The following is a 23,656-nucleotide window of genomic DNA, read 5'->3' on the forward strand; positions in this document are numbered from 1 at the left end:
GGCGCCGGCTTCTTCCTCAGCTTCCCGACGCGAAGGTCGAACCCAAGGGCGGCTGCACCAGCGACGCGCCGCCATTCGGCCCGATCTGGAAGATCGCCAAGGACCGGCGCACATGCCCGTCCGGCTGCAGCGTGAACACACCGTCCACACCCGCGAACCCATCCTTGCGTGTCAACGAGGCCGTGTCGTAGCCAGTCGCCGCCAGACTGCGGGCCATCGCTGCCGCGTCGTAGGTCAGATCGGCCAGAGGCTTCGGCGACTGGCCATAGGCCGCCCGGTATTGCTGCACGAACCCGACACGGGCCTGTGGATCCGGCGCCGCGAACCACGCCCCCGCCAGCGCCCGCAGCTTGGAGGCGAACGCCCCCCACAGCCCCGGCCCCATGATCCGCACATGCGCGGAGTCCACCCCGGTCTCGTTCAGGGCAGAAATCACATACTGGAGTTGTAGCCCCGTATCGCCCAGCAACAGCGCGTCGAACGGCGGCGGCGCCATCGGCGGGGCGGCAGCGGCCACGGGCTTCGGCGCCTTCATGATCGGCGCCAGCGTCGGCAGCATCGGCGCGGAAGCCTTGTCCGCCCCCGTTTCCGGATTCGCAGCAGCGGCCTGGTCGGCCGCGGACCGGCGCGCGGAGTAGTCGGTCAGCTGCTTCATGGTCGACTCGATGCTGTCCTTGTCGGGCGCATGAGTCAGGATGGTCGGCGCGGGCAGGCCGGCATCGGCGCAGGCCTTGGTCAGTGCCGTCGCCAAAGCGTCGCCGAACCCGTTGCCTGGCAGAAGCGCTGCGATCCGCGTCCGGTTGTCCGCCTTGGCCGCCAGAACCAGACGGCGCACCTGCTGTTCCGGCGTCTCGCCCATCACCCACACGCCCGGACCCGCCTGGGTCACGTCGCTGGTGAAGGCCAGAACCGGAATCCCGGCGCTTCGCGCGACCGGCGCCACGATGGCGGTCTCGCCCGAGGTCAGCGGTCCCAGGATCATCTTGTCGCCCGACTGCACGGCGGCACGCGCAGCCGCGTCGCCGCCCATCGCCGCCGTGTCGTGCGTGTCCAGAACCGGCGATCCCGGCGCCGCCACGGCCAGACGCGCCGCGCGCAGCATGCTCGCCCCCAGCCCGCCATTCGGCCCGCTCAAAGGCAGCAGAATCCCCACTTTCGGTCCTGGCGGAACGACGGGACCCGGAGGCGGCAGAACGGGCTGGCCGATCGGCGGCGCGGTCATCGCGCCGTTATCCGTCACCACGGGGGCCGGCTGCGCGCCCGTCCCGGAGTCGCTCCCCCAGGGAAGCTGCGAACAGCCGCCCAGCAGCAGAACGCCCGCCGTCAGCGCCGGCAGGATCGCGCCATGACGCGACAAGGGGCGCGACAAAGATTGACGTGACGCCATTCGGCGCGCCCTTTCGCTCGATGCCAGAAGTTCCGTCGTCCGACGCACCGTCCGCCTCCTCCACCTCAGAACCCGAGTCCGTAGCACAACACGGCCTTCCTGGGCTCACCCTCGTCGCCACACCGATCGGCAATCTCGGCGACATCACCGAGCGCGCCGTCGAATGCCTCAAACAGGCCGACCTGGTGCTGTGCGAGGACACGCGCGTCACCGCACGCCTTCTGTTCGCCAAGAGCATCGCCGCACGCACCGAGCCGCTGCACGATCATAACGAACGACACCGCATTCCGTCGCTTCTCGGCATGCTGCAGGCCGGACGCCGTATCGCCCTGGTTTCCGACGCAGGCACGCCGCTGCTCTCCGACCCCGGCTTCCGCCTCGTGCGGGCCTGCCTGGAGAACGACATCCCGGTCCGCACCGCCCCCGGCGCCAATGCCGCCGTCACGGCGCTCACCTTGTCCGGCCTGCCGCCGCACCCCTTCCTGTTCGTAGGCTTCCCCGCCCCGCGCTCGGCCGCACGTCTCGAAGCGTTCGGCACTCTGCGCGCCGCCGAACGCGCCGGCCTCGCCGCCACGCTGATCTGGCACGAAGCGCCGCACCGCCTCGCCGAGATGCTCGCCGATCTTCACGCCGTGTTCGGCGACCGCGACGCCGCCGTCGCCCGCGAACTCACCAAACGCTTCGAGGAAGTCCGTCGCGGCACGCTCGCCGAACTCGCCCGCTTCTATGCCGATACCCCCGCGCGCGGCGAGATCACCGTTCTGGTCGGGCCGCCGCCGGAGGAACAGGACGGCGCGGATGCAGACGGCCTCGACACCCGCCTGCGCGAAGCCCTCGCCACGCTCTCGGTCAAGGACGCTGCCACGTTGGTCGCGGGCGCGATGAAACTGCCCCGGCGCGTGGTCTATTCCCGCGCCATGGAACTCGCGCGCGGTGACGTCGCCGAGGAACGCGGCGACTGACCGGGCCCGGTCAGACGACAGTTCACCGAAAGAGCCGAGACCAAGACCCGGAATTCAGACCGATTTCCGCATCTCTATGCTCTCGACCGGGCTTCCATATTCCTCGGCCGGGAACCGCCGCGCCTCGCTCCATCCGCGACGCAGGTAGAAGGCGTGAGCCCGTGTGTTGAAAGCTCGAACCTCGAGTCGCGCCACCGCATGCGACAATGCGATCTGTCGCTCGGCGGCACCGAGGAGTGCGGAGCCCACACCGCCGGTCCAGCATCCCGGATCGACATGCAACGCCGCAACCTCGTCGCCGACCACATGCACCATCCCGACGACCCCATCGTCGCCGACGGCCACGACGAAGTCTCGCCACGCACTCTCCGCATAGGCACGCGCCGGATCGGAGGCGGCGAAAACCTGCACGGCCTCGAAAGGAAGTTCAGGAGCCCAGGTGACGATCCAGGAGCGTTGAAGCAGGCGCACCAGAACCGGCACGTCCGCTTCCTCGGCCGGACGGAGGCCCATGCTGTCGAACGCCATTCGCGCCTCCCGACGATGATTCTGCGTCTGCGTTATAACGTCGCTGCGCATCCTGTCGACCGAGGCCTGCCTGGTGTCGACGCTACCGTCCCGTCCAAGAGTATCTTCCGGCCGAAAGACGCCGGACAGCGACAAGAAGCGCGCGGCAAAGAACGCGGGTGGCTCCGATGGAACCGGTCGGCGCCTTATCCCCGCACTGCCCCCGAACGCGACGGCGCATCGACCAGGATCGGCGTCGCATGCACCGTTTCCACCCCGTTCTGCCAGGTGCGGACGCAGGACAAAGCATCGTCCAGCAGCACCAGATCCGCCTTGCGCCCGGCCTCGATCCGCCCGTGACGGTGGTCCATGCTCATGAACCGTGCCGGATACAGAGACGCCATCCGCAGCGCCTCCTCCAGACGAACCCCCTGCGACGCCACCATGCAGGCCACGGCATGGTCCAACCCCAGATCGGCCCCGGCCAGCGTGCCGTCCGCCAGTTCCAGACGTCCGTCGCGCCGATACACGGTGCGCCCGCCCAGTTCGAACCGGTCCGGCCCACCGGCAGCCGGCGGCATCGCATCGCTCACAAGGATCAAGCGCCCCGGCCCGCGCTTCGCCGCCAGCGCGATCCGCATCATCACCGGATCCACATGGTGCAGATCCGCGATCAGACCCGCCCAGACCTCGCCACGATCCAAAGCCGTGCCCACCAGACCCGGCGCACGGCCAGACATCTGCGACATGGCGTTGAACAGATGCGTGACCCCCGTGGCCCCCGCATCGATCGCCGCGGACACGGTCTCGTGGTCCGCATCGCTATGCCCCAGGCTCACCACGACCCCGCCACGCACCAGGCGCCGGATCTGCTCCGGCGAGACCATCTCCGGTGCCACCGTCAGCAACAGATGCTCAATGCCGCTGTCCAGCAGCATCTGCAGATCCTGCTCCGCCATCGGACGCATGAAGGCGGGATCGTGCACACCCTTGCGTGCAGGCGCGATGAACGGCCCTTCCAGATGCAGCCCCGCCACGCCCGGCAGACCGCGCGCAATCGCCACGCGCACCGCTGCGATGGCGGCGGCGATGCCCATATCCGGTCCGGTGATGAAGGTCGGCAGAATCGCCGTGCAGCCATGCAACAGATGCGCGCGTGCGATCGCGGCGGCGCCTTCGGCATCCGTGCTGTCGTTGAACAGCACACCGCCGCCGCCATTCACCTGAATATCCACGAAGCCGGGCGCCAGAAGCCCGTCCACCTCCTGCATGCGCGTGTCGCGCGGCAGCGAGGACAGCGGCGCCATGCCGACCACACGATCGCCGTCCAGCAACAGCGCATGGTCGATCAACAGGTCGTCGCCGGTGAAGATCGGCGCGCCGATCAATGCTTTCTGGAACATTCGGCCGAGTCTAGCAGGTCCGACCCGCCCGTCGAACCCCGCGACGCTACACATGCAAAACCGGCCCGCTCTTGCGAACGGGCCGGCTGCGATGAGCTTACGAACGGATCGGAAGCGCTATTTCGTGACGTCGCGAACAGCGTCCTTACCCTTGCCGAACCCTTCCTGGACGTTGCCGGCGGTCTTTTCCGCCTTGCCCTCGGCCTGCAATTCCTTGTTGCCGGTGATCTTGCCGGCCACGTCCTTCAGCGCGCCTTTGACCTGATGCGCGACGCCGTCGATGCGATCCTTGTCCATCGCTTGTTCTCCCTTGGGACCACATGTCCCGTGTCGAGCAAACGGGCTTTGCGAAGCGCGGTTCCCGGTCGCATGCGGAACGGTCAATGCCGAGCGCGTGATCCGTCCAGTAGGATATGCGCGGCACGATCCAGAAAAGCCGGATCGTCGGCGCAGGACAGTTCCAGCTTCTCCAGCCTGTCCTTGAACGCCGCATCCGCGCTCAGCCACGCCGGATTCCAGCGCGGATCGGCGGCGAAGCGGGAATGGAACAGGTCCAGACCATGCAGGGAGAACCGACCCAGATGCGGCGCGAACAAGGCGCCCAGTTCCGCGGAGCGGAACAGATGCGAGCGGAAACTCAGGTGCCGGCCATCCGCCAGATCCACCTCCATCCGATCCTGCTGGTTGTCCTGCCGGAATCGCGCCGCCTGCTCGATCCCGTCCACATAGATCGTCGGCAGACTACCGGCCGCACGTACCGTCACCAGAAGATGTCCGCCCGTCACGCGCGCCAGCTCCGCCGCGACGCCCGGCAGCGCTTCCGCAGGCAGATGATTCAAAACCCCGTAGAGACACAAACACAGATCGACGGAGCCGGTCTCCTCGGCGAGCGGCATCGTGGCATCGCCATGCTGGATCGACACGAAGGCGGCACCACGCGGCATCGCGCAACGCAGCTCCTCCGCCACCGCCACGGCACGCCCGACCATCGCCTGCGACAGATCGACCCCCCGCACGCGGATGCGGGTGAACCCGAGTTCGCGTGCCCGCAACACCACGCGCTTGATCCAGGCGCCCGGCCCGCAACCCACATCCAGAACGTTCAGTGACCGGCGACCGGACGACACCATCGACACGAGAACCGCGTCGATCGCGCGCCAGATCCGTCCATCCGCGAAACCGTAGCGGCCGGTAAAATCGAACACGCGCTCCGGATCGCCATCGGCATAGGCGGAATAGCGCCCGCCCACGGCATCATAGGCACGGCCCTCTTCCGGCAGCACATCCGCGAACGTCGCCGAACGCGACAGCAAGGTTATCGACATGGAACACTCCGGCATCGGCGCGCCGGTTGGTCGTCCCCGGCGCGGTGCCGCATGCTCGCCCCCAACCGCGTAAACGGGCCATGCGGAACATGGGGGCCGGCGATAAAGCGCGCGTAAGCGCCGCGCCCCCGCCGGAACGCCTCCGCTCAGTCCGCCGCGCTGGTGTCGAACAAACGATCCGGCATCGACACGCCTGTGGTCACGTCGAACAGGTCGACCCGCGTTTCCCGCCCCTGCGCATCCACCACGCGCCAGCCGCGCAACGCCAAAGGCTGCTCGTTCATGATCACGGTCAGGCTGCCGTCGGACGGGCTCGCCGTCTTCACCAGCGTCACCTGCAACAAGCCGTTGGCACGCGAGAACCCCGTCACCGTCACGTCGCCGGACAGGCTCAGATGCGGCTGCAGCAACAAGCCGAGCGGCGTGCGGTCGAGCGGAATATCCGTGGTCTGGCCGACGGACTTGTCGGTGAACACCAGCTTGCCATTGCCGGCCACCAGCAGAAGCGGGCTCGGCTTGTCGTATTCGAACCGCATCCGCCCGGGGCGATGCAGCCAGACCGTGCCGGTGGTGCGCTTGCCGTCCGGCGCGATCTGCTGAAAGCGGCCCTTCAGCGTGGTGATGCCGTTCAACGTGTCCTGGATGCGCGCCACCCAGCCCTGGTCGGCCGGGCTGATCGCAGCCGCCTGCGCGCCGCCCTGGGATACCGCCGGGGCCTGTGCCTGGGCAGCCTGCGCCTGGGCACGAGCAGGAGCCGGCACGGACGCTCCCATGGACGCTCCAAGAGCGAGCAGGGCGGCGACGGACAGAAAACGGCTGGAACGGAAATGGCGCATGATGGAACCGAGCCTAGAGCATCGCCCGGCCGAACGGAATCAGGCGGACGGAGGGGATACCCCCAGTAACAACGCAGCCGGGCGCGCGTTCCGGCCGGCGCAGCAGGCCCCTCGGATCAGGAAGACCCGATCAACACGCCCGCCGCGAACACCAGACCGCCGCCGAACAGGATCTGCACGGCAGCCGACAGGAACGGCGTGTCCTGCCAGCGCCAGCGGATCCAGGAAATCAGCGCCAGTTCCAGAACCACCACCACCAGCGCCACCGTGGTCGCCTCGGCGAAGTTCGGGATCAGGAACGGCACCGTATGGAAGATGCCGCCCGCCATGGTCATCAGGCCGCACACCAGACCGCGCAGCCAGGGCGCGCCGCGGCCGGACAGCTTGCCGTCATCCGACAAGGCCTCCGCGAACCCCATCGACACGCCCGCCCCCACCGAGGCGGCCAGACCCACCAGAAACGCGTTGTGCGGGGTATGGGTCGCGAACGCCGCGGCGAACACAGGCGCCAGCGTCGACACCGACCCGTCCATCAGCCCGACCAGCCCCGGCTGCACCACCTGCAGCACGAAGCGCCGGCGCGCATCCTCGTCCTCGATCTCGCGGCGCGACGCAGGCAGGCGGCGCAGGGCGATGCGCCCGGCCTCCTGCTCGTGCGCATCCTCGGCTGCGGCCAGATCGCCGAGCAGCTTGCGGATGGAGGCATCGGTGCTGCGCATCGCCGCCTGCCGGTAGAAGCGCGCCGCATCGCGCTCCATCTGGCTGGCATGGCGGCGCATCGCCTCGATCCCGCTGCGCTGCACCTGCCAGGCCGGCTTGCGCTGCACAAAACCGGCCACGTCCTGTCGTCGCACCAGGGGGATGTGCGGGCCGAAACGCTCGGTGAACAGGTCGATCAGAACCCGGCGATGCTCGTTCTCTTCCTCCGCCATGTCGGTGAAGATCGCGGCGCTGTCGGGAAAGTCGCGCCGCAGATGATGCGCGAAATCGGCGTAGATTCGCCCATCCTCTTCTTCCGCGGCGATCGCCAGGGCCAGAAGCTCGCTCTCGGAAAGGTCATCGAATTTGCGCATGACCGCATGATGGCATGGTCCGCCAAATCGTCAAAGCACTCGGCAAGTATTGATCGTTGCCATAACAGCATAACGACAATCATTCTCAACCTCACTGCATCCGAGACTGAGTCGCAGTTCCGCGGCTGTCTCCTTGCCGCAGGCCCCGGCGCCGTCCGATAAGAGCGCGCCACGAGCCCGGAGCACGGCGCCATGATCCTGTCCCCTCTGCTGACCGTCCTGTTCTGCTCGGTGATCCTGTTCGTCGTGCACCTTCTGGCGCAGGACCTCACCATGACGCGCGAACGCGGCCTCGGCTGGAACATGGGCGCACGCGACGGGACGCCGAAGCCGCTCAGCGACGTCGCCGCACGCGCCGATCGCAGCTTCAACAATTTCCGCGAAACCTATCCCGTCTTCCTGGCCGCGACGCTGCTCTGCCTGTTCACCGCACCGCTCAGCCATCTCGCGATCCTCGGCGCCTGGATCTGGCTGGTCGCCCGTGTGGTCTATCTGCCGCTCTATCTCGGCGGCGTGCGACAGATCCGCTCCTATGCTTGGCTGGTCTCGGTCGCCGGACTCGTGATCATGCTGGTCGCCGGCGCGCCGTTCGGTTTTGGATGGAAAGGCCTCTAAAGGGTCTTGAGCCCTTGTTCAATTGGAAGAGAATGAACCTCCGCTTCCCTTCCTTCACGTGAAGCCCCAACGCGGCGGTAAGCCTGTAAAAACTTATTTTTTCGTCACCTTCTTTTGTACCTTTGGCGACTTGATCACTTCATCATCAGAGTCTTCTCCGTCGATTATGCCATCGTCATAACTGTCGATCTCATCTGCTTCAATCTTGTGGGTAGGGAACGAGATATAGTCCAGTGCGTCCGGATTGAAGAACGCGGCACGATCGTAGCCCTCATAGGGCAATCGGATCATATTTGGTTCATCGTCATCGTGATTGCCGTAAGGGTAGTGAATATCGATGAGAGGCTCAACACACTCAAAAAGATTGCAGTCGACATAGTCTATTTCTCGTCGCTTTCCAGTCGAAAACTGGATGGTGACCGTGTGAGATAGGGACAGAATTTCCCCGGTTTCTGCTGATCTTGCAGCCTTTTCTATCGCAAGCTTCTCAGATTTGATGGCTCCTTCGGAGACAAGTTTTTCGAACTGCTCGTCGGTAATCATAATCTGGTGCCGAACGCGCTCGACATCTTCTGGAGCGAAATTCGATATGCATTCGTCCACATCGAATTCCTCACGGTAGATAGCCTCAACAATAGCCCAATCACGAGTATCAGACATCTGGATCGGCGTTGCTATTTTATATTCACCATGATCTGGACCATAAGTGTCATATGCTTCGCTCGAGAAATAGAACTCGGATATAGATTTTTGTCGAATTGCTACAGTTCGATTCCCCAGATCTTTCATGACGATAAACCGCTTTTTGCTCTGCATCTCGCTGTAGACTTGCTCATACGTCGCTTCCGAAATCGAAAGCACTAACGGCTCGCCGCCGCCGCAGAAGTGAACCGCGCATTCACCGTAATATTGCGTATCTTTCGGCGCTTTTTTATCATAGAATGTAACTTGCTTCGGCGGATGCCGCCCAAGCAACTCTAGTTCGGTAGTTTCGAAATGCTTTGCGAGATTGGTCAGGTGGCTCGCCGGAATCTCGGTCTTGCCGGTTTCCCAGCGTTGATAGGTTGGTTGTGTAACCCCGGCCGCTTTGGCAGCTTGAGCTTGGGTCTCGGCATTCATAACCCGAAAATGTTTCAGCCGGTTGATCATCACTTGGCTCATTTCTCAAAGCAATCTCATATATACGTATATATGCGCATTTATCCCGAAATCTCAAGAGTGATTCACACGCGCTGCTGCGGCTGATCGCTGACAAAAGCGAACTGGCTGGAAAGCAGCGCCACAAAGTAGTTTTTAAGACCAACCTCACCACCAGAAAGAATGGCAAGTCAAAAAGCTTTCATGCATTGACGTTTTGTTGCAAAATAAATAATAACCCGAATAGATTTGATTTGTTGGCTTACCTGAACCGTTCAGAGTTTTACATATTACAACAAATTTAATATATTGAGAGAGCATTCTTTCTTATGGAGAAGAATAAGAAAGAATGCTCCTGCCCGTTCTTTGTTCTCGAACCTTGCCGGTTCTCAACCGCAAACGGACAGAAGTTCTTTGGTTCTTTCTTTCAAGAAAGAACACCCACCCCGGCTCAGTGCCGGAAATGACGCATCCCGGTGAACACCATCGCCACGCCCGCCTTGTCCGCCGCGGCGATCACCTCGTTGTCGCGAATGGAGCCGCCCGGCTGGATCACGGCGGTGGCACCGGCCGCGATCGCGACTTCCAGACCGTCCGCGAACGGAAAGAACGCGTCCGAGGCGACGACGCTGTTGGTGGTCAAGGGCTGCTCGATCCCCGCAGCCTGCGCCGCTTCCGCGCTCTTGCTGGCCGCGATGCGCGCGGAATCGACACGGCTCATCTGCCCGGCGCCGATCCCCACCGTCGCCCCGTCCTTCACGTAGACGATGGCGTTCGATTTCACGTGCTTGGCGACACGGAACGCCAGCTGCAGATCGGCCAGCTCCTTTTCGGTCGGCGCACGCTTGGTCACCACCTTGAACGCGGTCGCGCGCCCGTCATCGCGCGTCTGCGCCAGGAAACCGCCGGCCACGCTCTTCACCACCACGCCCGGCTTGGCCGGATCGGGCAGACCGCCGGTCAGCAGAAGACGCAGGTTCTTCTTCGCCGACAGAACCGTCTTGGCCTCCTCGGTCGCGTCCGGCGCCACGATCACCTCGGTGAAGATGCGGGCGATGCGGATCGCCGCCGCCTCATCCAGCGTGCGGTTCACCGCAACGATGCCGCCGAACGCCGAAACGGGGTCGCAGCGCAGCGCCAGATCCCAGGCCGTCGCCAGATCCGCCGCCTCGGCCACGCCGCACGGGTTGGCATGCTTCACGATCACCACGGCCGGACGCTCGAACTCGGCCACCGCCTCGAACGCGGCATCGGTGTCGTTCAGGTTGTTGTACGAGAGCGACTTGCCCTGGACCTGCCGCGCGGTGGCGATACCGGGACGATCGCTGCCGTCGGAGTAGAACGCGGCCGACTGGTGCGGATTCTCGCCGTAGCGCAGCGCTTCCGCGCGCGTGCCGACCATCGCCAGACGCATCGGCAAAGCATCGCCGCGCTCGCGCGCGAACCAGGCGGCGATCGCCGCATCGTAGGCGCCGGTGCGGGCATAGGCGGCGCCGGCCCAGGCACGGCGATCGGCGATGGTGGTGCCCTTCAGCGCCTTCAGGCTGTCGATCACCGCCTCGTACTGCGACGGATCGGTCAGGATCGCCACGTGCTGGTGGTTCTTCGCCGCGGCGCGGATCAGCGCGGGGCCGCCGATATCGATGTTCTCGATGCAGTCCTCCGCCCCGGCGCCGGACGCCACGGTGGCCTCGAACGGATACAGGTTCACGCACACCAGATCGATCGGCGCGATCCTGTGCTGCTCCATCTGCGCCAGATGCTCCGGCAGATTGCGGCGCCCCAGAATGCCGCCATGGATCTGCGGCACCAGCGTCTTCACGCGCCCGTCGAGGATCTCCGGAAAGCCGGTATGGTCCGACACCTCCGTCACCGGCAGCCCCGCATCCCGCAGCGCCTTGGCCGACCCGCCGGTGGACAGAAGCTCGGCCCCCTGCGCGACCAGAGCCCGCGCCAGCTCCACCAGGCCGGTCTTGTCGGACACGGACAGAAGCGCGCGACGGATGGGGAGAATATCGTCAGGCATGGGACGGACCTTCGGGGAGGTGGAAGGAGGCGGGTTCTAGAACATCATCCGGCGGAACGGAAACGGTTCGCGGAGTCTGGAGCTGTTCTTCTTTTTCTGAAGAAAAAGAAGCAAAAAGACTTCTATCCGTTCAGGATTCGCAGAACCGGCAGGTTCTCCGCCCCAGACGGACAAGAGTTTTTTGGTTCTTTTTTGCAAAAAAGAACACCTACCGCCCGGCAAACGCCTTCAGCAGCTCCGCAATCCGCTTCGGATCGCTCTCCTCCATCGCCCGACGCGCCAGACGCCGGCATTCGTCCAGCGTGGCATGCCGCACCACCTGCTTCACGCGCGGCACCGACTGCGCATTCATGCTGAACGACCGCAAACCCATGCCGATCAGCAACGGCACCACCAGCGGATCGCCGGCGATCTCGCCGCACAGCGACACGGGCCGGCGCAAACGCAGTGCCGCATCCGTCACCTGCCCGATCATCTTCAGCACAGCCGGATGCAGCGGATCATACAGTTTGGACACGCCGGCCGCGGCACGGTCCACCGCCAGGGTGTACATGGTCAGATCGTTGGTGCCGATCGCCATGAACTCGGCTTCCAGCCCCAGAACCTCCGCCCCCAGAGCGGCAGCCGGCGTTTCCACCATGATGCCCAGAGGCGGCAACGTGTCGCCCAGCTTCACGCCCTTGCGGCGCACGCGTCGCGCCACGCGCTCATAGATCTGCCGCGCTTCCTTCAACTCATCGACGGTCGTCACCATCGGCAGCAGCACCCGCACCGGGCCCTCCACCGAAGCGCGCAGAATCGCCGCGAGCTGGGTCTCGAACAGGGCCGGATGGCGCAGAAGCAGACGCAAACCGCGCTCGCCCAAGGCCGGATTGATGTCCGCCCCCAGCACGCCGATCCCGCTCAACGCCTCGCTATGCTTCTCGCCGCCCCAGTCCAGAACCCGGATGGTGGTGCAATCCCCGCCCATGGCGGCGATCACGGCGCGATAGATCGCCTCCTGCTCGCCCTCGCTCGGCATCTGCGCCGCGTTGATGAACAGGAACTCGGTGCGCAACAGGCCGATCCCCGCCGCACCCGCCTGCGGAATCAGCGGCAGCTCCGCCGGAAGCTCCAGGTTCGCCTGCAGCTCCACCCCTTCGCCGCCGGACAAACGCGCCGGCAGACGGCGCAGACGCCCCAGCTTCTGCCGCTCGCGGGCGTAGTCCACCACCGCGCGCTCGGCCATCTCCAGCGTGTCCGGCGCAGGGTCCAGCGTCACCGTGCCGGTCGAGCCGTCCACCACGACCTTGGCGCCGCTCCGGGCCCGGGCGGTGAAACCGTGCACGCCCAGCACCGCCGGAATCCCCAGCGCACGCAGCATGATCGCGGTGTGGTCCGCCGTGCCGCCCTCGTCCATCACCACGCCGGCCGTGCGCGCCGGATCGATCAGCGCCGCGTCGGCCGGGCGCAGTTGTTCCGCCACCAGGATCGCCCCGGCCGGAACGGCGGCGAAGGACCGGAACGGCGCCCGCATCAGATTGCGCACCAGACGACGACCGATCTCGCGCACCTCTTCCGCACGCCGCAGCGCGTTGGTCGCTTCCTCCGCATCCACGCTGCCGGCCAGGGTCACATCCGCCAGACGCGTCGCCAGCGTCTCGGATTCCGCCAGAACCGCCGCCTCCGCGTTCAGACGATCGTCCTCGATCCGCCGCCGCACCTGTCGCAGCAGACGCGACGGACCCAGCATCTGCCGGTAGGCATCCAGAAGCGGCGCGATCTCGGCCTGGCTGTCCTCCGACAGCAGCGCCAGCCGGTTCTTCAGCTTCTCCAACTGACGCTGCGAGCGTTCCACCGCATCGTCGAGCCGCTTCAATTCCGGCTCGACCTGATCCGCCTCCAGCCGGCGCTGATCCACCGTCGTCGGTGCCTCGTCCGCGAAGGCCACGGGCCCGACCGCGATCCCGGCATACACGCCGATCCCGCTGTAGTGCGTCTCGGCGGATCGAGCCGGCGCGTCCTGCTTCCTGCGCCTCGGCGGAGCCGGCCGGCGTGCGGCGCTCTTGGGAGCCTTGGTGCCCTCGGGGGCGCTGCGCCTTGTCTTGCTGGTCACGGCCGGCTCATGCTCCAGAACGCCCGCTCCGGACGCTACGCGCCAGACGGGGTCCTATTCTCCCTCATCAAACCCGGATTCGACCAGAGCGGCCAGCGCATCCAGCGCCTGCTGCGCATCCCAGCCGTCCGCATCCACTTCCAGGGTGATGGTGGCGCCGCGACCGGCCCCCAGCATCATCAAACCCATGATGGACCGGGCGGACACCGTTTCCCCGCCCTTGGACACATCGACCGGCGTCGCGAACCGTTCCGCGGCCACCACGAAACGCGCCGCGGCACGCGCATGCAGCCCGCGCAGATTGACGATGGTGACGCTGCGTCGGAGCCGGTCGGCCGGGGCGGCCATGCTGTCCGGACTCAGTTGGCGAGAGCGGGCGCGCGCTCGGCGATCGCGGGACGCAGGATCGGCTCGGCACTCATCTGGCAGCACGCGGCGCCACCCAGACAATCCGCCGGCAGGGACGACGCGGCGGCGATGTATTTGCGCCCGGCCAGCTCGGCGATGCCCACGCATTCGGCGAGCGTCCGGTCCGACCGGATCTTGCAGAGCTTCACCAGCATCGGAAGGTTCACCCCGGCGATCACCTCGATCCCGGCCGCACGGTCCAGCATCGCCACGGCGAGATTGGAGGGGGTCGACCCGAACATGTCGGTCAGCAATACCACGCCATCGCCGTGATCCACCGCCGCAACCGCCTGCTGCAGATCGCGCCGCCGGTCCTGGATGCTGTCATCGGCGCCGATCGACAAACACTGGAGCTGCTGCTGCTGTCCGACCACATGTTCGGCCGCCGCCGCCAGGGCAGTGCCGATCTCGCCATGGGTGATGAGCACAAGGCCGATCATCGTTCGCGAACCATTACAAAGACAACACAGTCGCCGGGAAGGCGATGCTCCACGTTTCCGTCGAGCGGAGCCATCGCAGCACCAAACCGGCCCTGTCCAGGCATATCGGATTGGAAACGGGCAGCGCCGGTACGACACGACAGCGACATGGTTCCCACCAATATGGGGCGGATGAAGGGCTTGCGACGAGATTCTGACGCAACTGTCATGTGTCCGTCACAGTGCGGCCATGCTTAAACCACATCGCTCTGCCCGACAAATCCCGCCGCCAGGCTGCGCTCCCCCGACACGCAGGCCAGCGCCAGTTCCACCTTCAACACCGCCGACGCTTCCCTCGCGCACAGCACGATCTCGGGAACGCCCAGAACCGGATCGCGCACCGGCTCCGGCAAACGCGGCGCCTGCTCCAACAATCTCACCACCAGCGACACCGTCACCGGAAACACCGGCGTCACGCGCAGAATCCCCACCCCCCTGACTTCGATCATCCCGCGAAGCGCGTCCGGCGGTTCCGCCATCCCGCCCCGCAGAACCACACGGTCATCCGCCACCAGCGCGAAACCGCGATCCATCAGCCGTAACGCCAGATCCGACTTCCCCGAGCCGCTCTCTCCCCGGATCAACACGCCCTGCCCGGCCCGCGACACGCAGCTCGCGTGCACCGTCGAACCCTCTCCGCCGAATGAAACCTGATCAATCATCGTATTTTCTTGTTGCAGTGCGGCAATTCATGACGCATCTGTGACACAGGATTGGGGAGCCGAAACGATGCCTTGTCCCTCGAGCGTTTCCTACCCGCGTCGACGCGAGCATGTGTGCCGCGTGACCGGCGCGACACCGGGGCGAGACATGCTGAGCGCCAGCGTGTCGGATCAGTGTCGCCAGGCCTTCGCCAACGGCGCCGACCTGCTTCGCGCGGAAGGCCTCTCCATCGAGGACGTCACCCGCGTCGTCTACCTGGTCCGCGACTCCGCCGAATTCTCCACCTGCTTTCCCGTGCTGCGCGACGTGTTCGGCGATGCCCGCCCCGCCGCCACGCTGCGCATGGTCACCCGGCTCGACACGCCCGATACCGGCATCGAGCTCGAACTCGTCGCGAGCACCCGCGCCCCCAACTGAGGCCCCGCCGCCGGGCCGGTTTCCTCCCGCGCGCGGCCTGCTCTAAACCGGTCGCATGAGCGACCCCGCGCCCGAGCCGTCCGCCCCCGAACTGGATGAAGCGCAGGCCGAGATCGCCGCGCTGCGACACGCGCTTCTGCTGGCGGAAAGCCGCCTCCTCACCCTTCGGCGCGCCGAGAACCACGAGCGCGTCCTGCGCATCGAGACCGAAACACGGCTCGCCGCCCTGCGCGACGCCGTCTCGGCGACCCGGCACGATCCTGATGTCACTGACGCCCTGCGCGCCGCCCACGACCGCGTGGAGATCCTGCAAACCGCCGTGGACGCACGCGACATCGAGATCAACCGGCTGCGACAGCATCTCGCCGCCTTCGAGACCAGCGCCGTCTGGCGCGCGAGCTGGCCGTTGCGCCGCACGCTGGACCGCCATCCCGTTCTCGCCCGCACGGGACGACGCGCCGCCAAGGCCGGCTGGTGGACGCTCACGGGCCAATGGACGCGCCGTCTCCGCGAACGCCGCGACTGGCAGGCCCGGCTCGCCGTGCAGGCCGAAACCATCGCCGCCCCCCTGCCCCTGTCCCTGGCCGAACCGCCGCCCCCCGCGACGCCGCCTGCACCCACCCGTCTCGACCCGCCGCTCCGGCTCTCCGCCAGCGACACGCCGATTGTCTCGATCATCGTCCCCTGCTTCGGCCAGGTCCCGGTCACGCTGCGCTGCCTGCGCGCCATCGCCGCCGCCGAAACCGTCACACCGTTCGAAGTGATCGTCGCCGAGGACGCGTCCGGCGACCCCGACATCGCCCTGCTGGCTCAGGTGGACGGAATCCGCCTGCTCCGGAACGAGCGCAATCTCGGCTTCCTCCACAACTGCAACGAGGCCGCCCTGTCCGCACGCGGCCGCTACCTGCTGTTCCTCAACAACGACACCGAGCCCATGCCGGGCTTCCTCGACGCGCTGCTGCGCGCCATCGAGGCGGTCCCCCGCGCAGGGCTGGTCGGCGCGAAGCTCCTGTTCCCGGACGGCCGCCTGCAGGAAGCCGGCGGCATCGTCTGGCAGGACGGCACGGGCTGGAATTACGGCCGCAACGACGACGCCGAGCGCCCGGAATACAATACCCTGCGCGACACCGATTACGTGTCCGGCGCCGCCATGCTGCTGCGGCGCGACCTGTTCGAAACCCTCGACGGCTTCGATCCGCTCTTCGCCCCGGCCTATTACGAGGATACCGACCTCGCCTTCCGCATCCGCGCGCGCGGCCTGCGCGTGCTGGTGCAGCCGGCCAGCCTCGTGATCCATCACGAAGGCGTCTCGCACGGCACGGACATCACCGCCGGCATCAAGCGGAACCAGGAGATCAACCGGCACCGCTTCGTGTCGCGCTGGCCCAGGCTGCTCGCCGCCGAGCACTTCCCCTCCGGCGAACAGCCGATGCGCGCCGCCGAACACGCCCGGCACAAATTCACCATCCTGGTGATCGACCATTACGTGCCGGAACCGGACCGCGACGCCGGCTCCCGCTCCACGCTCGCCATCCTGCGCGCGCTGCGCGACGCCGGCTGGGTGGTGCGCTTCTGGCCCGCCAACAGGCAGCGCAACGACTACACGCCGATCCTGGAGGCGATGGGCATCGCCGTGCTCGATCATCGTATGCCGCTCGGCTTCGACGAGTGGATCGGCCGCGAAGGCCACCAGTTCGACCACGCCCTGGTCATGCGCCCCACCGTCGCGCCGGAATTCCTGTCCGGGCTCATGACCCGCACCAACGCCCGCCTGAGCTTCTACGGGCACGACGTCCACCATCTGCGCATGCGCCGTCAGGCCGCGCTCACGAACGACGACGCGATGGCCCGCGAGGCCGATGCGATGGAACGGCGCGAACGCGCGCTCTGGGCGCTGTTCGACACCGTGATCTATCCCTCGGCGGTGGAAGCGGCGCTGGTCCGCACCCTGGTGCCGCAGGCGGACGCCCGCGCCATCGTCCCGTTCGCATTCGACCGCACCCCCGCACGCGCCGCTCCACCGCCCGGCCGGACCGTGCTGTTCGTCGCAGGCTTCGCCCATCCGCCCAATATCGACGCCGCCTGTTGGCTGGTCGCGGAGATCCTGCCTCTCCTGCGGGAGAAGGTGCCGGACGTCGCCCTGGTCCTCGCCGGCTCGCACCCGACGCGCGCCGTGCAGGCGCTGGCCGGTGCCGGCATCACCGTGACCGGCGCCCTCAGCGAGGAGGCGCTGCAGGCGCAGTATCGTGCCGCACGCGCCGCCGTGGTGCCGCTCCGCGCCGGCGCAGGCGTCAAAGGCAAGGTGGTGGAAGCCCTGGCGCACGGCCTGCCCCTCGTCACCACACCCATCGGCGCCGAAGGCATTCCCGATCTCGACGACGCGGTCACGATCTCCGACGACCCCGCCCGCATCGCCGCCGCCCTCGCCGCCCTGCTGACCGATGACAGGCTCTGGCGCGACCGATCCGGCGCGCAGCGCGCGCTCGCCGCACGCCGCTTCTCGCCGAAAGCCCTGTCCGACAGCGTGCTCAGCGCCCTGCTCGATCCGCCGGGTGGCTGAGCCGGCGCAATGCGAATCTCCGGGCGTGTCGGCCTACGAGCACGTTAAATCCCGGAAATCATGACCTCTTCCGCAACAACCCCGGCTCAATCTTGTTACAAATCATCCTGGGACACGGCGACCCCGCCGTGCTCCATCCTTTTCTCCAGAGCTGGATGCATCGGCATGATTCAACGCAAGCACGCGCTTCTGCTTCTTCCCCTCCTCGCCGTGGCCGCCTGCGCAGGCCCCGCCGGAACGGATGGCAGCCCGGCAGCGACAGGCGATTCAGGCTTCGTGCAGACCGCGTTCCAAGGCGGCATGGCGGAAGAACTCGCCGCCAGCTACGCCGCCTCCAAGGCCACGGCACCCGCCACGAAGAGCTTCGCCACCCGCATGCTCTCCGATTTCGACAACATGAACGCGGGCCTGCGCAACGCGGCCACCGGCGCCGGCATCACCGTACCCACCGCCGCCAGCCCCGATCAGCTCGCCGCGATCAACACCCTGTCGCAGCAGAGCGGCGCCACGTTCGACAAGAACTACGCCGCCAGCGAGATCACCCGCCAGAAGGCGCTGCTCCAGGCCTACCAGACCGAAGCCGCCAGCGGGACCAACCCGGCCCTGAAGCAATACGCCGCCCAGGGCGTGCCGGTGCTGCAATCCCACCTCACCGCCGCCGAAGCCCTGCCCGCCAACTGACGAACCCTGGCCGGTCCGCCAACGGACCGGCCTACCTCGGCTCAACGTCGTGCCTCGGTCGTCATTCTCAGCGCCAGCCCCGCGAGAACCGTGCCCATCACCCAGCGCTGGACCATCGCGAAACCTGGGCGCTGCGTCAGGAAACGCGCGACCCTCGCCGCCGGTCAGCCTCGTGTTCCGAACCGGACTCCTTCCTGTCGCGCGACGTTCAAGGACGATCGCAACATGCCTGAAGCCGCCGTCACGCACGAACGCGACGAGCCAGGCGATTCGTTACGGATTTGATCCGTGTCTGCGGCGACGTGCAACCGGAATCATGACCGGGCGGGTCGCGGCACACTGCCGGCCCATGGGAGCCGGTCCGAACCGGGACCGGTGTCAGCCGCCCCCGACCGACACCGAGTCCCCGATGCCGTCCGTCTTGCCGCACAGACCCGGAACCTCGTCGAGTTGCCGCAGGCTGGAAAACCGGCCGCGATCGTCGCGATAGCGCACGATCTCGAAACCATGACCCTTCAGCGCCGGCACCTCGTCCAGTTCCGCCGCCGTCGCCGTGTTCAGATCGATCATCGGTGCTTTACCCCACGCATGGACTGCCCGGACGAAAGCCGCATCGGCGTTCCCGTCCCGGACTTTCCCGACGAAACACGCGAACGCGCCCGGAGTTGGGGCGCCGCCACCCAGGCCGATCGCGGCCGCAACGAAAGCCTGGTCCCGTCGCGGCTTGCCGGCGAACCCGACCCTCAAGGCCAGACGGACCCGGCATCGCCGCATCCCGGGTTCCTTCCGGCGCGTTTCCGGCCTATCCACCCCGCCAACGCTTCCCCGACAGATCGGAAACCAGAATGACCGGAAACGATATCGCGCGCGTGCAGGCCTATCTGCGACAGCTGCTCGACAACCAGAAGATCAATGTGGTGGCCCCGCCGCGCAAGGGCGCCACGGTGGAGCTGGCGGTCGGCTCCGAGGTGATCGGCACGGTGCATCGCGACGAGGACGAGGGCGAAACCTCTTACTCGATCAACATCATCGTGCTGGAAGAGGATCTGGCCCCGGCGGAGACGGCCGACGCAGCAAAGCCAGCCCGTAGCACCCGCCGCTGAGGGCAGTGATCCAGAACGAGGCCGGCCAGTCGGTCTCGTAGGCCAGAACGAGCCCGCCCCAGGCCTGGAACAAGGCCAGGGCGGCCGACAGTGCCACGCCGGCCCCGACGCCTACCCCCCAGCGCCCGCGCACACCCCCGCTCAGGCGCTGGGCGGTGGCGGCAGGCGCCACCATCAGCGTGAACACCAGCAGAACGCCGATGATCTGCGCGCAACCCGCCGTGGTCAGCGCCACCAGCCCCAGAAACAGCACCGACACCAGACGCACCGGCACGCCGCGCGCCTCGGCCAGTTCCGGCTGCAGGCTCGCGAACAGCAGCGGCCGGGCGATCGCCGCCAGCCCGGCCAGCGTCACCACGCCGAGCCCGACGAGGGTCAGCAGGGTCGGACGGTCCACGCCGAACACGTTGCCGAACAGAAGCGCCGTCGCCTGCGCCGCATAGGCGGTGAAGAAATGCAGGAACAACAGCCCCAGGCCGAGCGACAAGGCCAGAACAAGCCCGATCGCCACGTCGCGCCCGGCCAGACGCTCGCCCAGCGAGCCCATCGCCAGACCGGCCAGAAGCGTCATGCCGATCAATCCCCAGAGCGGCGGCAGGCCCAGCAGGACCGCCCCGGTGGCGCCGGTGAAGCCCACATGCGACAGCGCATGTCCCGCGAAGCTCTGCTGGCGCAGCACCAGGAAATAGCCCACCGGCCCGGCCACCAGCGCCACGGCGGTCGCCGCCAGGAAGGCGTTGATCATGAAGCCGAAGGAGAGCAGGCCGAACAGCATCAGGCCGCGCGCTCCAGAGCAGGCGCGCCGGGCAGAACGAAGATCCGCCCGCCGGAGCGGATCACCTCGATCGGCGCCCCATAGAGACGCGACAGGCTTTCGCTCGTCACCACCGCATCCACGCTGCCCAGGGCCGCATGGCCGCCAGCCAGATACAGAACCTGATCCAGCGCCCCCAGGAGCGGGTTCAGTTCATGCGCGCTGAACAGGACCGTGATCCCGTGCTCGCGCTGCAAACGGCTCACCAGCGCCACCAGCTCCGCCTGACGCGACGGGTCGAGGCTGTTCAAAGGTTCGTCCAGCAACAGAAGGCGCGGATCGCCGATCAGGCATTGCGCCAGCAGCAGACGCTGCCGCTCGCCGCCGGAGAGTTCGTCGAGCGGACGTGGCGCCAGCGCCTCCGCTCCCACCAGCTCCAGAACCCGGTCCACCTCGCGCGACAAGGCGGCCGTCGGCAACGCCATGCCCCAGCGACGCCCGTTCACCGCGGCGGCGACCAGAGCCCGTCCGGACAAACGCACGCTCAGGGCCGCCCGCATCTGCGGCATGTAGCCGACCAGGGCGCTGCCCCGCACGGCCCGCCGGCCGAACAGGTCGATGCGCCCCGCACGCGGCGGCACCAGACCCAGAATGGCCCGCATCAGCGTGGTCTTGCCGGCGCCGTTCGCGCCCACGAGCCCGACGAAGGCGCCCGCCCGGATCCGCAGATCGACACCGGACAGGACCACCCGCCCGCCCGGATGAGCCAGCCGAACCCCGTCGAAGACGACCGCGTCCGTCACCGCCGTGCCGACGCCGTCTCGCCGTGCGGACCGGAGTGCAACGCCGACGCCACGGCATCGAGCTGTTCCAGCATCCAGTCCTCGTAGCTCTTTCCCGCAGGCTCGGTTTCCGTGACGCCCACGGTGGGAACGCCGCTTTCGGCCGCGATCCGTTTCAGGCGGTCGGCGGCGCTGTCGCTGGCCTGGCTGTTGGTGATCAGCAGACGCACGCGATGCTGGCGCAGATCGGTCTCCATCGCCGCGACGTCCGAGGCGGCGGGCTCGGTGTCGTTCATCACAGCGAGCTGGAAGCGCCGGTTGCGCATGTCGAGCCCCATCGCCTGCGCCATCAGGCCGAACACAGGCTCGGTGGCCGTCACCGGCGTTCCCGCGAACCGCGCCCGTAGAGCGGCGGCCCGCGCGGAAACGGGCGCGATCGCGGCCAAAACCTGTTTCAGACGCTCGGCATAGAAGGCTGAATCGGCCGGGTCCGCCTTGGCGAGCTGCGCGGACAGAGCCCGCGCCACCAAAGGCATCACGGTCGGATCGTACCAGAGATGCGGATTGTCGCCGTCATGCCGGCCGGCCAGATCGGCCACGCACAGAACAGCATCCGGCGCCTTGCCGCGCGCGCCCAGCAACCCCTTCATCCAAGGGTCGTAGCCGATGCCGTTGCGGATCACGATGTCGGCCCGGGCGATGGCCCGCGCCACGCCGGGACTGACCTCGAACAGATGCGGGTCCTGGTCGGGGTTGCTCAGAATGCTTTGAACCCTCACATGCTCCCCGCCCAGACGCTCGACGAGCGCGCCCCACATGTTCTCGGCGGCGACGATGCGGATGGGCTCGCCCGAAGGCGCGGTCTGCGATGCGGCTTGCGGAGCGGCGGCGGCCGGAAGGAACCATGCGCAGCACAGAAGCAACCCGGCCGGGATTGTCGTGATAGGTTTGCGCATGACGATGCCCTCCGCTCCGCCGCTCTGTTATACTATAACGTCGATACTCGAAAGGTGGTCGTGATGGCCGGGACCGGTGCGGTGATGGGAGCCACGTTCGGCAGCGAAACCGGCAAACTGCTCGACCGCGCCGCGCGTACATGCGACCGCAACGGCTCCCGCCTGACCGATATACGCCGCCATGTTCTGGGTCTGGTGCTCGACAGCGACCGCCCGGTCGGCGCCTACGATCTGCTCGACAGGCTGCGCCAGTCGCACAAGGGCGCCGCCCCGCCCACCGTGTATCGCGCGCTCGACTTCCTTCAGGAACAAGGGCTGATCCACAAGGTCGAGCGCCTCAGCGCCTTCGTCGGCTGCGTGCAGGACGATCACGACCACGACCACGCCCATCACGACCACAAGGTGCAGTTCCTGATCTGCTCCCGCTGCCAGCGCACCGTGGAGATCGACGAGCCGCGCATCGCCGAAGCGCTGGAAGCCGCCGCGGCACGACACGGCTTCGTACCCCGCCGCTCGACTATCGAGCTGGAAGGTCTCTGCGCCGATTGCGTCGCCCAGGCGGACAGCGCCGGACAGGCCCAGGCACCCGGCTGAAGCGGCCGTGCCCCAGCACGATCCGGCCCCCCTCCCGAACCCGCGCGACCGGTCGCAGGCGGACGGTTCCGGAAGGAGCAAGCCGGAACCATCCCGGCCGCAGCCGGACCCGGTCCAGCCCCACGGCTCCGGCACGGACGCGCTCAAGCCGGCACGGCCGGAGCGTCCTCCGTCCCGGACAGCCGGTTTCGGCCAGAACACGTCCGGGCCTGCCGTATCACGCGGCAGACCGGTGCGGCCGCCGGGCGCCGACCGAGGCGTGATCGAACCGTCCCTGCCGCTCGACATGCCGCGCGGCGAGAACCCGGCCCCGCGCCCGGCTTCCGTCAAGCGCGCCCGACGCGTCGCCCTGCCGGTCGCCGACCTTTTTGGAGGCGCCCCCGAACCGACACCGGTTGCCGCCACCGAGGCGGAAAAACCGGCCAGAAACGCCCTGAAACGCCGGTCCCCCGAACCGGCCACCCCGGACGCGTCACCCGAAACGCCCGAACCCGCCGCGCCGGCGGTCGAAACGCACCCACCGGAACCGCCGGCGCCGGAACCCGTCCGCGCGTCCCTGCTTCCGGACGAGATCCTGCTGCAACGCGTCGATCCGCGCTCCTTCCGCCCCAACGAGCGCCCGGATTCCTGGCTCTACTGGCTCACAGACCGCGACGGCGCGCAGGACGCGCTGCGTGACGGCCTGCCGATCGAGGCGGGCGAAACGCTGCTGCTCTCCGACCGCCCGGCCGTGCTGCCGCAACTAGCCGCCCTGGCCGAGGACCCGGATTTCAGCCCCGCCGGGATCGCGGTGCTGCGGCTGAAGCGGATCGCGGTGGAGCCGTTCCTGCGTCCCGGACCCCACCCGGCCTCGTTCCTGCTCGCCGCCGAGGCCGATTAAGTTGCAGCGTGTA

Annotated in this window: 25 protein-coding genes; 8 read left to right on the plus strand and 17 right to left on the minus strand. The window is 67.2% G+C overall.

Translation table 11 applies throughout. From position 1 onward, the window contains the following. Positions 1–16: 16 nt before the first annotated feature. Positions 17–1,387: a penicillin-binding protein activator gene (locus ACZ5BM_RS09330; RefSeq protein WP_498907629.1), complete on the minus strand. Its 1,371-nt coding sequence runs from the start codon at positions 1,385–1,387 to the stop codon at positions 17–19. A 20-nt stretch (positions 1,388–1,407) separates the two neighbouring features. Here ACZ5BM_RS09330 and rsmI point away from each other — a divergent pair, with 20 nt between their 5' ends. Continuing rightward, complete coding sequence (gene rsmI / locus ACZ5BM_RS09335) at positions 1,408–2,349, plus strand: 16S rRNA (cytidine(1402)-2'-O)-methyltransferase (protein WP_498907630.1); 942 nt, start codon at positions 1,408–1,410, stop codon at positions 2,347–2,349. A 54-nt stretch (positions 2,350–2,403) separates the two neighbouring features. Here the strand turns inward: rsmI and ACZ5BM_RS09340 are convergent, their stop codons facing one another. The 6 genes from ACZ5BM_RS09340 to mbfA form a co-directional block, all read right to left on the minus strand. After that, the gene (locus tag ACZ5BM_RS09340) at positions 2,404–2,877 is read right to left on the minus strand and encodes a GNAT family N-acetyltransferase (RefSeq protein ID WP_498907631.1); all 474 of its coding nucleotides are present in this window, start codon (positions 2,875–2,877) and stop codon (positions 2,404–2,406) included. Between the two features lie 185 nt (positions 2,878–3,062). Beyond that, complete coding sequence (gene nagA / locus ACZ5BM_RS09345; protein WP_498907632.1) at positions 3,063–4,259, minus strand: N-acetylglucosamine-6-phosphate deacetylase; 1,197 nt, start codon at positions 4,257–4,259, stop codon at positions 3,063–3,065. Positions 4,260–4,376: 117 nt separating this feature from the next. After that, positions 4,377–4,556, minus strand: coding sequence for a CsbD family protein (locus ACZ5BM_RS09350; RefSeq protein ID WP_498907633.1), 180 nt, complete (start codon positions 4,554–4,556; stop codon positions 4,377–4,379). Between the two features lie 83 nt (positions 4,557–4,639). After that, complete coding sequence (locus ACZ5BM_RS09355; RefSeq protein ID WP_498907634.1) at positions 4,640–5,584, minus strand: class I SAM-dependent methyltransferase; 945 nt, start codon at positions 5,582–5,584, stop codon at positions 4,640–4,642. A 146-nt stretch (positions 5,585–5,730) separates the two neighbouring features. Continuing rightward, the gene (locus tag ACZ5BM_RS09360) at positions 5,731–6,420 is read right to left on the minus strand and encodes a LolA family protein (RefSeq protein WP_498907635.1); all 690 of its coding nucleotides are present in this window, start codon (positions 6,418–6,420) and stop codon (positions 5,731–5,733) included. Positions 6,421–6,536: 116 nt separating this feature from the next. Beyond that, positions 6,537–7,493 carry a VIT1/CCC1 transporter family protein gene (gene mbfA / locus ACZ5BM_RS09365; protein ID WP_498907636.1) on the minus strand — a complete coding sequence of 319 codons (957 nt, stop codon included), beginning with the start codon at positions 7,491–7,493 and terminating at the stop codon, positions 6,537–6,539. 192 nt (positions 7,494–7,685) lie between these two features. Between mbfA and ACZ5BM_RS09370 the strand changes: the two genes are divergently transcribed. Continuing rightward, complete coding sequence (locus tag ACZ5BM_RS09370; RefSeq protein WP_498907637.1) at positions 7,686–8,108, plus strand: MAPEG family protein; 423 nt, start codon at positions 7,686–7,688, stop codon at positions 8,106–8,108. Positions 8,109–8,201: 93 nt separating this feature from the next. Here ACZ5BM_RS09370 and ACZ5BM_RS09375 read toward each other — a convergent pair whose 3' ends face one another. The 6 genes from ACZ5BM_RS09375 to ACZ5BM_RS09400 form a co-directional block, all read right to left on the minus strand. Continuing rightward, positions 8,202–9,257: a helix-turn-helix transcriptional regulator gene (locus ACZ5BM_RS09375; protein WP_498907638.1), complete on the minus strand. Its 1,056-nt coding sequence runs from the start codon at positions 9,255–9,257 to the stop codon at positions 8,202–8,204. A 439-nt stretch (positions 9,258–9,696) separates the two neighbouring features. Beyond that, positions 9,697–11,271 carry a bifunctional phosphoribosylaminoimidazolecarboxamide formyltransferase/inosine monophosphate cyclohydrolase gene (gene purH / locus ACZ5BM_RS09380; protein WP_498907639.1) on the minus strand — a complete coding sequence of 525 codons (1,575 nt, stop codon included), beginning with the start codon at positions 11,269–11,271 and terminating at the stop codon, positions 9,697–9,699. Positions 11,272–11,479: 208 nt separating this feature from the next. Next, positions 11,480–13,366: a phosphoenolpyruvate--protein phosphotransferase gene (ptsP, locus tag ACZ5BM_RS09385; protein ID WP_498907640.1), complete on the minus strand. Its 1,887-nt coding sequence runs from the start codon at positions 13,364–13,366 to the stop codon at positions 11,480–11,482. A 54-nt stretch (positions 13,367–13,420) separates the two neighbouring features. Continuing rightward, the gene (locus ACZ5BM_RS09390) at positions 13,421–13,714 is read right to left on the minus strand and encodes an HPr family phosphocarrier protein (RefSeq protein WP_498907641.1); all 294 of its coding nucleotides are present in this window, start codon (positions 13,712–13,714) and stop codon (positions 13,421–13,423) included. 11 nt (positions 13,715–13,725) lie between these two features. Continuing rightward, entirely contained in the window at positions 13,726–14,214 is a 489-nt protein-coding gene (locus tag ACZ5BM_RS09395; protein WP_498907642.1) for a PTS sugar transporter subunit IIA, read from the minus strand. Positions 14,215–14,447: 233 nt separating this feature from the next. Continuing rightward, positions 14,448–14,915 (minus strand): HPr kinase/phosphorylase, encoded by a 468-nt coding sequence (locus ACZ5BM_RS09400; protein WP_498907643.1) that lies wholly within the window; start codon positions 14,913–14,915, stop codon positions 14,448–14,450. A 67-nt stretch (positions 14,916–14,982) separates the two neighbouring features. Between ACZ5BM_RS09400 and ACZ5BM_RS09405 the strand changes: the two genes are divergently transcribed. The 3 genes from ACZ5BM_RS09405 (at position 14,983) to ACZ5BM_RS09415 (ending at position 18,574) form a co-directional block, all read left to right on the plus strand. Then, complete coding sequence (locus tag ACZ5BM_RS09405; RefSeq protein ID WP_498907644.1) at positions 14,983–15,333, plus strand: Rid family hydrolase; 351 nt, start codon at positions 14,983–14,985, stop codon at positions 15,331–15,333. Between the two features lie 55 nt (positions 15,334–15,388). Then, positions 15,389–17,893, plus strand: a complete 2,505-nt coding sequence (locus ACZ5BM_RS09410) for a glycosyltransferase (protein WP_498907645.1) — start codon at positions 15,389–15,391, stop codon at positions 17,891–17,893. A 165-nt stretch (positions 17,894–18,058) separates the two neighbouring features. Continuing rightward, a complete protein-coding gene (locus tag ACZ5BM_RS09415; RefSeq protein WP_498907646.1) occupies positions 18,059–18,574 on the plus strand; it encodes a DUF4142 domain-containing protein in 516 nt (171 codons plus the stop codon). A 378-nt stretch (positions 18,575–18,952) separates the two neighbouring features. Here the strand turns inward: ACZ5BM_RS09415 and ACZ5BM_RS09420 are convergent, their stop codons facing one another. Then, positions 18,953–19,144 carry a helix-hairpin-helix domain-containing protein gene (locus tag ACZ5BM_RS09420; protein ID WP_498907647.1) on the minus strand — a complete coding sequence of 64 codons (192 nt, stop codon included), beginning with the start codon at positions 19,142–19,144 and terminating at the stop codon, positions 18,953–18,955. Positions 19,145–19,419: 275 nt separating this feature from the next. Here ACZ5BM_RS09420 and ACZ5BM_RS09425 point away from each other — a divergent pair, with 275 nt between their 5' ends. Further along, positions 19,420–19,677, plus strand: coding sequence for a DUF3126 family protein (locus ACZ5BM_RS09425; RefSeq protein ID WP_498907648.1), 258 nt, complete (start codon positions 19,420–19,422; stop codon positions 19,675–19,677). On the opposite strand, the gene ACZ5BM_RS09430 is transcribed toward ACZ5BM_RS09425, so the two are convergent. From ACZ5BM_RS09430 to ACZ5BM_RS09440, 3 genes are read right to left on the minus strand one after another with little or no spacing between them, the layout of a single operon-like run. After that, positions 19,601–20,440, minus strand: a complete 840-nt coding sequence (locus ACZ5BM_RS09430; protein ID WP_498911565.1) for a metal ABC transporter permease — start codon at positions 20,438–20,440, stop codon at positions 19,601–19,603. The genes ACZ5BM_RS09425 and ACZ5BM_RS09430 overlap by 77 nt on opposite strands. Positions 20,441–20,451: 11 nt before the next feature. Then, positions 20,452–21,234 carry a metal ABC transporter ATP-binding protein gene (locus ACZ5BM_RS09435; RefSeq protein ID WP_498907649.1) on the minus strand — a complete coding sequence of 261 codons (783 nt, stop codon included), beginning with the start codon at positions 21,232–21,234 and terminating at the stop codon, positions 20,452–20,454. Further along, the gene (locus tag ACZ5BM_RS09440) at positions 21,231–22,169 is read right to left on the minus strand and encodes a TroA family protein (RefSeq protein WP_498907650.1); all 939 of its coding nucleotides are present in this window, start codon (positions 22,167–22,169) and stop codon (positions 21,231–21,233) included. The genes ACZ5BM_RS09435 and ACZ5BM_RS09440 overlap by 4 nt, the downstream gene beginning before the upstream one ends. A gap of 63 nt (positions 22,170–22,232) precedes the next feature. Between ACZ5BM_RS09440 and ACZ5BM_RS09445 the strand changes: the two genes are divergently transcribed. Together ACZ5BM_RS09445 and ACZ5BM_RS09450 are read left to right on the plus strand one after the other, a co-directional pair. Beyond that, positions 22,233–22,763: a Fur family transcriptional regulator gene (locus tag ACZ5BM_RS09445; RefSeq protein WP_498907651.1), complete on the plus strand. Its 531-nt coding sequence runs from the start codon at positions 22,233–22,235 to the stop codon at positions 22,761–22,763. Positions 22,764–23,022: 259 nt separating this feature from the next. Continuing rightward, entirely contained in the window at positions 23,023–23,643 is a 621-nt protein-coding gene (locus ACZ5BM_RS09450; RefSeq protein WP_498907652.1) for a hypothetical protein, read from the plus strand. Positions 23,644–23,656 lie beyond the last annotated feature (13 nt).

The sequence above is a fragment of the Lichenicola sp. GTC18331 genome (genome assembly GCF_055386855.1).

Bases quoted from the DNA above. Each gene is read 5' to 3' on its own strand.
- ACZ5BM_RS09330 (WP_498907629.1), bottom strand. From the start codon at position 1,387: ATGGCGTCACGTCAATCTTTGTCGCGCCCCTTGTCGCGTCATGGCGCG.
- rsmI (WP_498907630.1), top strand. From the start codon at position 1,408: ATGCCAGAAGTTCCGTCGTCCGACGCACCGTCCGCCTCCTCCACCTCA.
- ACZ5BM_RS09340 (WP_498907631.1), bottom strand. From the start codon at position 2,877: ATGGCGTTCGACAGCATGGGCCTCCGTCCGGCCGAGGAAGCGGACGTG.
- nagA (WP_498907632.1), bottom strand. From the start codon at position 4,259: ATGTTCCAGAAAGCATTGATCGGCGCGCCGATCTTCACCGGCGACGAC.
- ACZ5BM_RS09350 (WP_498907633.1), bottom strand. From the start codon at position 4,556: ATGGACAAGGATCGCATCGACGGCGTCGCGCATCAGGTCAAAGGCGCG.
- ACZ5BM_RS09355 (WP_498907634.1), bottom strand. From the start codon at position 5,584: ATGTCGATAACCTTGCTGTCGCGTTCGGCGACGTTCGCGGATGTGCTG.
- ACZ5BM_RS09360 (WP_498907635.1), bottom strand. From the start codon at position 6,420: ATGCGCCATTTCCGTTCCAGCCGTTTTCTGTCCGTCGCCGCCCTGCTC.
- mbfA (WP_498907636.1), bottom strand. From the start codon at position 7,493: ATGCGCAAATTCGATGACCTTTCCGAGAGCGAGCTTCTGGCCCTGGCG.
- ACZ5BM_RS09370 (WP_498907637.1), top strand. From the start codon at position 7,686: ATGATCCTGTCCCCTCTGCTGACCGTCCTGTTCTGCTCGGTGATCCTG.
- ACZ5BM_RS09375 (WP_498907638.1), bottom strand. From the start codon at position 9,257: ATGATCAACCGGCTGAAACATTTTCGGGTTATGAATGCCGAGACCCAA.
- purH (WP_498907639.1), bottom strand. From the start codon at position 11,271: ATGCCTGACGATATTCTCCCCATCCGTCGCGCGCTTCTGTCCGTGTCC.
- ACZ5BM_RS09390 (WP_498907641.1), bottom strand. From the start codon at position 13,714: ATGGCCGCCCCGGCCGACCGGCTCCGACGCAGCGTCACCATCGTCAAT.
- ACZ5BM_RS09395 (WP_498907642.1), bottom strand. From the start codon at position 14,214: ATGATCGGCCTTGTGCTCATCACCCATGGCGAGATCGGCACTGCCCTG.
- ACZ5BM_RS09400 (WP_498907643.1), bottom strand. From the start codon at position 14,915: ATGATTGATCAGGTTTCATTCGGCGGAGAGGGTTCGACGGTGCACGCG.
- ACZ5BM_RS09405 (WP_498907644.1), top strand. From the start codon at position 14,983: ATGCCTTGTCCCTCGAGCGTTTCCTACCCGCGTCGACGCGAGCATGTG.
- ACZ5BM_RS09410 (WP_498907645.1), top strand. From the start codon at position 15,389: ATGAGCGACCCCGCGCCCGAGCCGTCCGCCCCCGAACTGGATGAAGCG.
- ACZ5BM_RS09415 (WP_498907646.1), top strand. From the start codon at position 18,059: ATGATTCAACGCAAGCACGCGCTTCTGCTTCTTCCCCTCCTCGCCGTG.
- ACZ5BM_RS09420 (WP_498907647.1), bottom strand. From the start codon at position 19,144: ATGATCGATCTGAACACGGCGACGGCGGCGGAACTGGACGAGGTGCCG.
- ACZ5BM_RS09425 (WP_498907648.1), top strand. From the start codon at position 19,420: ATGACCGGAAACGATATCGCGCGCGTGCAGGCCTATCTGCGACAGCTG.
- ACZ5BM_RS09440 (WP_498907650.1), bottom strand. From the start codon at position 22,169: ATGCGCAAACCTATCACGACAATCCCGGCCGGGTTGCTTCTGTGCTGC.
- ACZ5BM_RS09445 (WP_498907651.1), top strand. From the start codon at position 22,233: ATGGCCGGGACCGGTGCGGTGATGGGAGCCACGTTCGGCAGCGAAACC.